Genomic DNA, 11,170 nt, shown 5'->3' on the forward strand with positions numbered 1-11,170 from the left:
AGAGGGTTTCCTGCCATCGAGCGCAGGGGAAGGAGGCGTTTCTAATGATTCTGCCCACTTTGGCAGGGCAGACCTGCTCAAGGGGCGGTGACCTTGAGATGGAGGAAGCGGCTGTTACCGCTGGCGGGAAGGCTGGCCTTCACCGTCCGTATCCCTCCGGTTTCGCCCAGCGTTTCGAATGTGATCCCGGCGTCGTCCCATCCCACCAGATTCCCCGAATGCTCGGCGAGGACTGTCACGTCCGTGGCCGACAGATTGAGCGTGTAGGTGATCGAAAGCGTGCCGTTCTCCACCACCGCGGCGGGTGAGGGGTTCGGAGCATTGGGGTTCAATCCCAATGCATACTCGATCAAGTTGACCAGTCCGTCGGCATCGGGGTCGGCGTCGTTGCCCGAGACGGTGGAGTTGCCGCTCTGGCCTTCGAATTCCTCCTCGCGCCACGCCTCAAGCGGCGCTTGCTCGTTGCCGACCTCGATCGGCATCGTCGTGTCGGAGAAGAGTCCGTGGGGATCGGTGACGCGGATCGTGAAGACGTTGACTCCGGTGTCGGTGCCTGCCGGCGTTCCGGTCAGCGAGCCATCGGCTGCGACCGCCAGCCAACTTGGCCCGGAAACTTTCGAGAAGACCATTTCGTCTCCTTCATTGGGATCGACCGCCTCCGCGGCGATCGATTCAGCGTATGCTGCATCGGCGCTGCCGGTCGGCATGACGAGGGGTCGCGAGGTGAAGAACGGCGTCAGGTTGCGGATGACTTCGACGTGAACGTTGTCGATCGCGAAATCCACCGTAAGATTGCCGTGACGAATCCCCAGTGCCTCGAACGTGGTGGTTACGGGGGTGGTGTCGCTGAACTGGATCAGCGATTCATCCACGGCTCCCGTGATCGCGATGCCAGTTGCGGTGCGGGTCAAGGTGAGCGCCAGCGTGTGCGGTTCCTGATCGTTGATCGATGCCCTGCTGCCGGAAGTCAGACCGGTGACGGTCGCTCCGGAGCCGAAGCCGTTATCCGCGCCGGTGTCCTCGGCCAGCGACCAGCCGGTCGCGCCGCCGACGCCTTGTTGCACCAGGAAACCGTCGCCCGCCGCATTGTAGAGGCCGAAGCGCAAGCCGGAGCCGACGCTCGTGGGAGCCTGCGTGTAGCGGAAGTCGAGGCTCAGCCGCAGGCTATCGCCCGGCTGCGAAAGGGATACGGCGGAGAAGTTCGCACGGGTCAGCGGGAAGGTGCCGGTGTTATCGGTCGTCAGAGCGTTGCCGCTGCCGAGGGTGGCGTCGTCCGCTACCGACAAGGTCCCGCCGCTGGTGGACCACGCAGCGTCGTCCGGATCATCGGCATCGTTGCCCGAGGAGGGTGCGACGCCCACGTCGAAGCTATCCTCGACTGCGTGAGCCAAGGTCTCATCGTCAGCGATGGTCACCGTCGCACTGGCCGGCGAGGCCACGGCATAGGCGGCATTCGGGGAGAGCGAAAGCACCACCGTCTCGTCATCCTCGAACAGGCCATCGTCGATCGGAACCAGCGGCAGCAGCACGCTGGCTTGTCCTGCCGGAATCACCGCGCTGCCAGTGGATTCGAAGTAGTCCTCGCCGGCAACTGCGGTTCCGCCAAACGAATAGAGAACCGTCAGATCGCCGGTGGCGGGGCCGCCACGGGTAATGAGGAACCCGCCGGGCATCTCGCCGAACTCGCGGGCGAGGGGTTGGGTTGCGGTCACCGTGAGAGGATGGCCGACATTCACCACCAGCGAGGCATCCGCGAAGACGCCGTGCTGATCGGTGAGGCGAATGGTGAAGTTGTTAGCTCCTGCGTTTACCGAGCCCGGCGTGCCGGTGAAGCTGCCATTGGCGGCCACGCTCAACCACGACGGACCAGCGGTCTTGGCGAAGGTGAAGGTATCGCCTGGGTTTGGATCCGAAGCATCGCTGGCCAGCGAGCCCGCGAACAAGGTGTCTAGCACCGCCGACTTCACCAACGGGCTTGAGGTGAATGCCGGTGCGAGATTCGGACTGAATTCCACCCTCACGTTGTCGAGACGGAAATCAACGGTCTGGTTGCCGTTCGCGATGAAGACGGTATCGAAGCTGGTAATGACCGGCGTGGTGTCGGTGCCCGAGTGAACGACGCCATCGATATTCGACGTGGCGAGGATGCCGGTCGCCATGCGCGTCAGCTTTAGCGACATCGTGTGCTTCGCCTGGTCGTTGAGCGTCGCCTTGCTGCCGCTGTGGAAGGTGGTCATGGACCCACCTGAACCGAAGGCACCGCTTGGTGACTCGAGCAGGCTGAGGCCTGTGTTTCCTCCGGTCCCGTGATGGATGCAGAAGCCCGCGCCGGCCGCATTGTAGAGGCCGATGCGGAGGCCGCCGCCCATGTCGGTCGGCGCGGCAGTGTAGCGGAAATTGAAGCTCAGGGTGATCGAGTCGCCATTCACGGGAAGCGCGCGTGCGGCGAAGGCTCCCTTGGCGCCACTGAAGGATGAAGTGACGTCGACATTCAGCGCCTTGCCGGTCGCCAGCGTGGTGTCACTGGCAACTGTGAGCGTGGCGCCGCTGCCGGTCCACGCGGCATCGAAGGCGTCGTCGCCGTCGTTGCCGGGAGTCGCGGTCGCGCTGTCGAAGCCGTCGTTCATGCGGACGAACAAGCTCTCGTCGTCCGCCAGGGTCACGGTCGCGGCGGATGTCGCCCCGAAGGCATAGGCGGGGGATGCCAATAAGGTGAGAGTCACCGTTTCCGCTGGCTCTAACAGAGCGTCATCCAGCGGCGTGATCGTCATGGTCGCGCTCGACTGGCCCACGGGGATCACGACCGAGGTGCCCGCCGAAGCATAGTCGCTGCCTGCAGTCGCCGTGCCTGAAACGTTGAAAGCAACAGCTAGTTCGGAGGTCGTGGGGCCGCTGCGCGTGATGGTGAAAGTGCCGGTGGAGAGATCGTCTTCGCTCGCCGAGGAATCGATGGCGGAGATGCTCACCGGATAGGCGACGGGGATCGACATGGTGGCTTCGGCATCCAGGCCGGTCGCATTCGTCACCCGCACGCCGAAGGTGTTGATGCCGGCATCTCCTGCTGCGGGTGTGCCGGTGAGATTGCCGTTGGCGGCGATGCTCAGCCAAGCCGGGCCGCTGGTCTTCTCATAAACGTTGCTCGGGTGGGGAGTCGTCACGTTCGCCACCACTGACCCCGAGTAGGCCATGCCAATGCCGGCCGTGGGCTTGGTGAAGGGATCGCTGTCGAAGGCTGGGGGCATCAGTTGGAAAGCTTCCACCTTGACGTTGTCGATGCGGTGGTCGCCGGTGATGTTCCCGTTGGTGATGGTCGCGTGGTCGAAGGCGTTGATCGGCGGCGTCGCGTCCGTCACGGTGAGTGAAACGCCATCAACGGTAGCGGTCACCCGAATGCCTGTGGCTGTCTTTTCCAACAAGAACGCCATCGAGTGGTTCGCCTGGTCGTTGATCGTGGCCTTGGATCCGGATGTCAGCGTGGTCAGGCCGCCGAAGCCGAAGGAGCCGTCGGCACCGCTGTCTTCCAAGAGCGACCAGCTTCCATTGCCGCCGGTTCCGTGGTGGACCATGTAGCCATCGCCGACGTTGTTGAAGAAGCCGAAGCGGAAGCCCGCCCCGAGGTTGCCAGGCGCTTGCGTGTAGCGGAAGTCAAAGGAGAGCTTCAGCGCGTCTCCGACATTCACCAGCGCACGGCCGGCAAAGGCAGTGTCCGAGCCCGCGTAGGTATTGCCGTCGATATTGAGTGCGTTGCCGCCGCCCAGCGTGGCGTCGGAAGCGATCGAGAGCTGCGAATTCGGCAGCCAGTTGGCATCGAGCGCTTCCGAGGGATCATTGCCGGCGGTCGCATTGAAGGTGTCGTTCACCAGGGTCGCGAACGGCTCTGCATGGTTGAGACTCACTTGGTCAAAGGCCACGCCGCCGAGGGAGGCATCCACATGGCTGGTGACGGCCAAGCCCGCTTGGATCGACGTCGCCATCGGAATCGTTGCGGTGCTCACCTGTGTCCACGCGATGCCATCGGCAGAAACGTAGGCCGTCATCAGGTTGCTGCTGCGCGTGAGCCGGACCCAATTGTTGATTCCGGCATTCAAGGCGGGGCCGTTGACATTGGTCGAGGTGCCGCCGCTGGTCGTGCGGTATTGGAAGGCGAAGCCATTCGAGGGCGTGGCAAAGATCGAAGCGTGGGCAGCACCCGCTCCAGTGCCATCGCGCAGCATCACCCCGGCCTTGGCATAGCCGTTGGTGTTCGCTTGTCCCTTCACCCGTGCCCGGATGTCGCAGTCGCCGTTGGTAGTCTGGCGGACGAAGCGGAATTCATCCGCCGTGCCCCAGATATCGGCACCGGATCCGTAAACGACATAGGTGCCGCCTTCGGCACCGGCATCCCCGGCCGTGCCCACGGTGCCAATGTCCGACGATGTCCACAGGGGCGGCAGGGGTGGCAGCGCCACCGGATTCACGTAGGCCTTCGCGATGCCTTGGTAGCCCGCGGTATCCTGGATGCGATAGTTGAAGTGGTCGTAGCCGGAGCTGAACTTCGGAGGCGCGTAGTAGATCAATTGATCCCGGCCGGAAGGGCCGGTGCCGGGCGATCTGACAACGAGCGACCGCATCGTGGAAGCCATGTCGGCGGAGACCAGCGTGACTGCCTCGCCATTGCTATCGCTGTCGTTGGCGAGCACGTCGATCACCGTGGAGAGCGCGCCGGAACTCATCGTCACGCGGTCGCCAAAGGCGCGCGGGGGCAGGGGGGATGGATAGGCGCCGAGGTTGTCGAGCACACTCGCTTTCGAGTTGCGGTGATTGATGATCTTGGTGGCCTCGGGACTGGAGAAGCGGGCCAGTGAGTTGTCCGACATGATCGTCGGTCCTTCCGGCTTGCCGTCGCCCTCGTAGTGGCTCGATGACCAATTGTGGCCGAGTTCATGTCGCCACGCGGAAAGGAAGTCGCCGCTCGATGTTGCACCGGTGATGCTGTAGCGGCTCGATGAACCGATGACCCCGACCGACGCAAGACCACCGCCCACGCCCGGCCGGACCAACGAGGCGACATCGTGGGCACTCGCTCCGAGAATCGGCGGCAAGGTGGTATTCCACTGCGTCTTCATCGTATTGAGCAAGACGCTCCACTCTGAGACGGTTGACGTTGGCAGTGCCTGATAGGGACACTTCGCGGCATCGGTGCGGACGACGATCCGGCCGAGCCGGTGGAGGATGGCGGTGTCGCGCAGGTAGACGATGTTCGCCTTCATCGCGCAGAACTCCACCATATCGATCAGGTTGACCATGTTCGATCCGACCGCTTGCCACTCGCGGTAGCTGGCATCGATACCGAGTTCCGCGGCCTTCACGGCCGACCCCGCACCACCGGCACCCACGCCAGTGGTGGGATAAACATTGGGCGTCCAATCGCCGCCGCCCGCACTGGCCGAGGTGCCGCTGCTGCTCCACGTCTTGCCATCTTCAAAGGCGATGTAGGACCAGAAGGTGCCATTCGCCTTCTGGTAGCCCGCGGCGATCGCACCGGGGCGACCGGTCACCGTGCCGATGTAGGTCCGCGGCACGTCTGCGGTGTAGGTCGTGAAGTTGCCGGTCGCGTCCTGGACCTTCACGTTGTAATTCGTGCTGCGGATCGGATGCAGCGTGAAGTTCACCGTCAGCGTGGTGGAACCGTTGGTGAGGTTCTTCGTGACCGTGGCGGGTGGGGCCTGCGCGAGTGCCGGCAGGGCAGTGAGGAGGAAGAAAAGAAAGGCTTTCACAGGCTCGAGGGTTTGCATGTGGGCTCCGGGCATTCCCGCACTATTGGACAGGTTGACGGATTTTCTCGCAGGCCGGTAGTGGGCAATTCTGCCGACTCCCCAAGGAGGGGGATTGAAGATTGAATCTCATCTCACACAGTCGCCGCGTGAGGCGGCCCGCCCCTTCTCAGAATGAAATCCGTCCTGCTGTTTTCCGCCCTGGTTCTTTCCGCTCACGCCAACGACTGGCGTCTCGTGTGGTTCGAAGACTTCAATCGCGCCGGTGCTCCCGATCCCACGAAGTGGACCTACGAAAAGGGCTTCGTGCGAAATCAGGAGCTCCAGTTCTACGCTGACAACCGCCGTGAGAATGCGCGGGTCGAGGGCGGACGCCTCGTGATCGAGGCTCGCAAGGAGGTCTTTCCGAACCCGGTGTTCAAGGAAGGAGCCGCGGAGTGGATGAAAGCCCGCAAGGAAGCCCAGTATACCTCGGCCTCAGTCATCACGAAGGGCCTGCAGGCCTTCCACTACGGAAAGATCGAGGTATCTGCGAAGCTACCGGCCGGCAAGGGCGTCTGGCCGGCGATCTGGATGCACGGCAACAACAAGGGCAACAGCCGCTGGCCGATGTGCGGCGAGATCGACATCATGGAATTCGTCAGCCACCGGCCCGGCGAGGTCCACCGAACCATCCACTTCGCCAAGCCCGGCACGACCACCCACCAGAAGCTAGGAGGCAGCATCAAGGTCAGCACCCTGCACACCAAATTCCATGTCTACGGCGTGGAGTGGAACGAGAAGACCATCACCTTCCTCTTCGACGGGAAGCCCTATCATACGGTCGATCTCGATGCCGCCGGTGCGGGAGCGGAGAATCCATTCCGCAAGTCCGGTGCGTTTTACCTGATGCTCAATCTCGCCGTCGGCGGCACCTGGGGCAAGGAGCCCGACCCCAAGGCGTATCCGCAGAAGTTCGAGATCGATTGGGTGAAGGCATGGGAGAAAAAGTGACATCGAGCTAGCGGCAGCGGCGCAGCGGGACGAGTAGACCCAACCCACCGAGCATGGCGGCGCGGGGCTCCGGCACGATAGCCAGCAGGGTGCCACTCGCTCCAATCGAGACATTGCCCAAGGTTCCGTTCCCAACGAGGGTGCCGACCGCCTCCTCGGCACCGGAGGCGGAGAAGCTCTCGCCGCGGGAGGTCGAGGTGCTGGAGTTCCTGGTGAAGGGGCTGGCCTACAAGGAGGTCGCCGCCGAACTCGGCATCAGCTATTCCACCGTCCACCGCCACATCGAGGGCATCTACAAGAAGCTCCACGTCCACTCACGGAGCCATGCGGTGGCGAAGCATCTGGGTGCCTGAAGGTATGAGCCCGTGCGGGTCACTCAGTGGTCAACTGCACCTTGTCGAATTGCGCCTGCTGCCAGCCGGCGGCGGGGGAATGGCTGAAGTTCATGCGGATCTGGAGCGGTTGGCCGATCAGCGGATCGCCGATGGCCGGCGAGGTCCACACATAGGTCTTCTCGGTGAAGCCCGTGGGGAGCGACACGCTGGTGAACGAGGTGAAGGTGCCCACGGGGATTCCATTGGCGGTGAGGCCGAAGCTGCCGTCCGGTTGACGGTCGCCCGTGGCGCGCTGCGCGAAGATAATGCGGAGCGTGTAGGTGGTGTCCGGCGCGATGGTGCCGACGGCGGCGGAAGTCGCGGTGGCGCCGCCGGAATTGCCGATGTTGATGTAGGCGACCTGATCGCCATGCCCCCCCAGTGCGGTGAGTCGTGACCCCTCGGCACCGGAAGTTCCGAAGCGGTTGTCGCGGATCTCCTCGACGCCCCAGTTGACGCCGCTGGAGAATGTCCAGCCGTCGGGATTGCCGTTCGAATACGCGGGGCTTTGGCCGGTGCGATCCGGTGATTCAAAGCTGGCGTTCGGGACCAGTGGCGGAGGCGAGGGGAGCAAGGCGGCACGCAGGCGGATGAAGAGCTTGTCCGCGAGGGTTTCCACGACTTCCACCCACTTGCTGCCATCGGCTTCCTCGTGCAAGACCAAGCCATCGACGCCGTCTTGAACCGGCTGCCAACCGTCAGTGCCAAGGGAGTCCTTCTGATATTCCACCACCAGCACGGCATCGGCGACCGCCCGCGGGTGGTAGCGATAGATCGGCAAACCGTCCTCCTCTTTCAACAGCGCTTGCAGGGCGGCTGCATCGGCTCGCAGCGGGTCGGTGTCTTCCAGCAGGTATTCGATCAGATTCGGCAAGTGGTCATGGTCGAGATCCGCTTCGGGATCGGCCTCGCTGCCAGTCAGGCCGGCGATGGTTGCCCAGCCGCCGTAGTGCGAGGGGTCGGGCGGCAAGCCGACAGTGACCGATGCCGTGTCGAGGTGAACGACAGCATTTTCAGAAGCCAGGCGCATCCACACCTGCGTGCCGGCCGGAAGCCCGGACAGGTCAACATAGCCACTGCGTTGGCGCGCCGTGCCAGTCCATGCCGGCAAGGTGCGCGAATCGAATGCCGGCAGGCTGGCGATATCGCTGCCCGCGGCACCGGCGAATCGTCCGTCCCATGCATGGAAGCTCACCCTGACCGCACCGCCGCCGCCACTGATCGCGCTTTGCTCGAAGGCCCAGCGGAGATGGGTGCCCTGGGCCGGATCATAGCTTCCCAAGTTCTGATAGATCGCGGCACCAGCATCGATCTCGGCGAGCTTTCCAGTAGCACCGCCACCATCGATGAAGCGCACTGCTCCCGCCGGCGTGCCGAACCACGGGCTAGTCGGATTCTGCTCGAAGCCGCCATCGGTCACCGCGAGAGCCGGTGTGGTGGCGTTCACCACGGTGTTGCCAGTAATCGAGAGGTTGGTGGTGTTGCTGGTTGAGACGAGGCTCGATGCTGCCGGCGTGGTGCCGTTGCGCATGCGGAAGAGATTTCCGGAGAACACGAGATCGTCCGTGGACTTCGCATCTGCGGCTCCATTGCCGGAGAGCGTGAAGACATTGCCTTCCACTGTGATGTTCTTGTGCACCGGTCCGCCGTGGGTGGTGTTCTCCGGATTGATGTGGATCACCCGCTCGGCGCATTCGTAGAAGGAGTTGCCGCGCACGGTGAGATCATGAACGGGGCCTGATTCATACCAGCCAGCGGCATCATCCTCGATGAGGATGGCGTGCATCTGGGTGCGGAAGAAACGGTTGCCCTGGATCAAGATCGGCCGCCGGGTGGTGAGCAGGATGCCGCGGGTCGGGATCTGGGCGATGTCGCAGTTGATCATCTCGACCGCGGGCGTCCACGTCACGTTCTCGACCGCGTCCGAGTTGAGCGTCACGCCGGTCACGTCCTTGTCGAGCGTGATGACTTGCTCGTAGTCGCTGGTCTTCTGCACCGCGGTCACGGTGGCGCTCTCGTATGGCAACAGCGTGGCCCGCCGCAGCAACTCGATCTGGTCGCCGGGGACGAAGGCCTCGAAGCCCCAGCTCTGATGATGCATGAAGCGTAGCCGCAATTGATTGGGCGCATCCTGCGCGACGACGCGCAGGTGGGTGCCATGGACGTTGAGGGCGTCGTCATGCGCGGCGGACAGCGTGCTGTCCAGAATGCGGACGGTGCCCTTGCAACCGGAGAAATGCAGGACGTCGGCCGGTGAAGAGCAGGTGCGGCCGCTGCCGGGCTTCGGCGCGATGGTGAGGCGCGAATAGGTCACGTTCTCCGTGAATTGGGCAAGGATGCCAAAGCCGTGCATGGCGCGCACGGAAACGTCCTCCATGACCACGTCCGAGCAGCGGTTGAACCACATGCCGACCTCGTTGCGGCGGGCGCGGCGGAACTGGTAGGTAATGCCGGGAACGACGTTGCCGAGATTGCCACCGTCGAAGCGGAGGCGTCCGCCGCCGAGTTCGGTGACCGCGGTGGGCGCACCGATCGGGTCGTTGTTGTTCCGCGTCACGGTCCGGGTGGCGGGGTCGTAGCGCTGGATCTGGTCGTAGCCGGTGTCCATGCCGGGGCCGATCCAGCGCAGGCTGTTTCCTCCGACGATCTGGTAATCGGAATCCGAATGAACTGCGCCGATCCAGTGGCTGGTGCCCTTCTCCACCGCGGTGATCTCGGAAAAAGTTGGCCGTTCGAAGTCGAACTCCACGCCGCGCACGGTGAAACCCTGGCAGCGTTCGGCCACAAGCATGGTCATCTGGCCGCGCATCATCAAGGTGGCGCCTGGCCCATCGAGGGTGAGGTCGTCGATGTCGGTGAAATCGAGCGCGATGTGGCGCTGCGGCGAGCCGGATTCGGTCGAGTTCGACGTGTGGCAATCGCGCACCGTCGAGCTGGCGAGATCGAAATCGTAGCGTCCGGGCGGGATCGCCAGCGTCACCGGCCCGCCGACGGCCTTGGCGGCGGCGATTGCCTGGCGGAACGCCACGGTGGCGTCTTGCCCGGAGTCAGGCGAGGCACCGTGGGTCGCGACGCTGATGGTCGTTTCCGCGGCAGTCGCTGACCACGAGATAGCGACCGAAAGGGCAAGCAGCGGGCGGAGTGAGTGGATCATGGGTCTGGCGACTGGACAGGGTAGCGAGGTCCGCGGCCAGGGATATGACTAGTTCTAGTCATGGCGGCGGGGCGCGCACTTCGGCTACGGATAGCGACTCATCCATAGCGCGCTCCATGAATTTTCCGACCTCCTACCGTTCCGCTGCCACTTGCTCCCTTGCCGCCATCGCCCTCCTCACCACTCCCGGCAACGCGGCACTTGTGGTAACCAACGGTGGCTTCGGCACCAACAGCGTCAATGCGCAGTACATCGATGATGCGTCCGCGGGCGCGCAGAACGATCCCGCCTGGTTCGAGAGCACCGCATCCACCAACTGGATCGAAGGAAGCTGGACCAACTCGGATTCCACCACTTTCCCCTCCGGCACCGGTCCGGCCCTGCTGTTCGACGGCGGATCGGCCACCATGGGCTGGACTTATCAGAGCTTGGGAACGGTGACCGCGACCGAGATCAGTCTCGGCACCTTGCGCATCTTTTCCGACTTCGCCGAGAAAACCGATGGAGCCAGCAATGGCGCCCGGTTCGACATCTTCACCGGAAACTTTTCGGCGGCAGATGGCACGGATGTCCTCGGAGCGGGCGGCATCACGTCGCTCGGCACGATCACCTTGAACGCCTCGGACCAGGGCCTGACCGCGGCCGCGGGTAACGCCTCTCGCCAAAGCAATGTGTTCGTCGGGAACATCGATATCAGTGGCCTCAGCATCGGAGACCAAGTGTGGCTCCGCATTGCCGAATCCCGCGACACCGCCTTCACCAGCGGCGACCTGATCGTGGACAACGTTTCGATTGCGGTCGTTCCCGAGTCCTCGATCGCCCTGCTCGGTGCCTTCGGCGTGCTGGGACTGCTGCGCCGCCGTCGCTAATTTCTCCCATTTGACCCTGATTCAAAA

The 11,170-nt window shown here is 63.6% G+C and carries 5 protein-coding genes; 3 read left to right on the plus strand and 2 right to left on the minus strand.

What is annotated here, in order from left to right; genetic code table 11:
- Positions 1 to 77: 77 nt before the first annotated feature.
- Positions 78 to 5,756, minus strand: coding sequence for a putative Ig domain-containing protein (locus OKA05_RS02210; RefSeq protein WP_264485456.1), 5,679 nt, complete (start codon positions 5,754 to 5,756; stop codon positions 78 to 80).
- Between the two features lie 171 nt (positions 5,757 to 5,927).
- On the opposite strand from OKA05_RS02210, the gene OKA05_RS02215 reads away from it, so the two are divergent.
- Positions 5,928 to 6,746, plus strand: a complete 819-nt coding sequence (locus OKA05_RS02215; protein ID WP_264485457.1) for a glycoside hydrolase family 16 protein — start codon at positions 5,928 to 5,930, stop codon at positions 6,744 to 6,746.
- Positions 6,747 to 6,886: 140 nt separating this feature from the next.
- Positions 6,887 to 7,099 carry a response regulator transcription factor gene (locus OKA05_RS02220; protein WP_264485458.1) on the plus strand — a complete coding sequence of 71 codons (213 nt, stop codon included), beginning with the start codon at positions 6,887 to 6,889 and terminating at the stop codon, positions 7,097 to 7,099.
- A gap of 19 nt (positions 7,100 to 7,118) precedes the next feature.
- Here OKA05_RS02220 and OKA05_RS02225 read toward each other — a convergent pair whose 3' ends face one another.
- Complete coding sequence (locus OKA05_RS02225; RefSeq protein WP_264485459.1) at positions 7,119 to 10,274, minus strand: right-handed parallel beta-helix repeat-containing protein; 3,156 nt, start codon at positions 10,272 to 10,274, stop codon at positions 7,119 to 7,121.
- A 116-nt stretch (positions 10,275 to 10,390) separates the two neighbouring features.
- On the opposite strand from OKA05_RS02225, the gene OKA05_RS02230 reads away from it, so the two are divergent.
- Entirely contained in the window at positions 10,391 to 11,143 is a 753-nt protein-coding gene (locus tag OKA05_RS02230) for a hypothetical protein (RefSeq protein ID WP_264485460.1), read from the plus strand.
- Positions 11,144 to 11,170 lie beyond the last annotated feature (27 nt).

The sequence above is a fragment of the Luteolibacter arcticus genome, from assembly GCF_025950235.1.
In the GTDB taxonomy this organism is placed as follows: Bacteria; Verrucomicrobiota; Verrucomicrobiia; order Verrucomicrobiales; family Akkermansiaceae; genus Haloferula; species Haloferula arctica.

What these genes read in the sequence shown, in the direction of transcription:
- OKA05_RS02215 (WP_264485457.1), top strand. Translation starts at nt 5,928, where the DNA reads ATGAAATCCGTCCTGCTGTTTTCCGCCCTGGTTCTTTCCGCTCACGCC.
- OKA05_RS02225 (WP_264485459.1), bottom strand. Translation starts at nt 10,274, where the DNA reads ATGATCCACTCACTCCGCCCGCTGCTTGCCCTTTCGGTCGCTATCTCG.
- OKA05_RS02230 (WP_264485460.1), top strand. Translation starts at nt 10,391, where the DNA reads ATGAATTTTCCGACCTCCTACCGTTCCGCTGCCACTTGCTCCCTTGCC.